At 64.2% G+C, this 204-nt stretch carries 1 protein-coding gene; it reads left to right on the forward strand.

The window, feature by feature from the left end; genetic code table 11:
• The coding region (locus ACW5W8_RS24195; protein WP_498630959.1) for a transposase at positions 1-204 on the forward strand (204 nt) is incomplete at both ends.

The raw sequence follows: 204 nt of genomic DNA on the forward strand, positions 1-204 counted from the left end.
CATGCAGTGGCTGCCCACATTGTCAGGCCGATGTCACCGAGCTGGCGCCTTGGGGCTGGAGTCGGGGACTGCGCCGCTACCGTTGCAAACAATGTCTGCGCACCAGCTCCATCCTCACCAAGACGCCTCTGGCCCGGTTGCGCAAAGCACAGTGCTGGGAAGACTACGCGCAAGCCCTCATCGAAGGACTGGCCGTCCGCCAGG

The sequence above is a fragment of the Aeromonas aquatilis genome, from assembly GCF_054052405.1.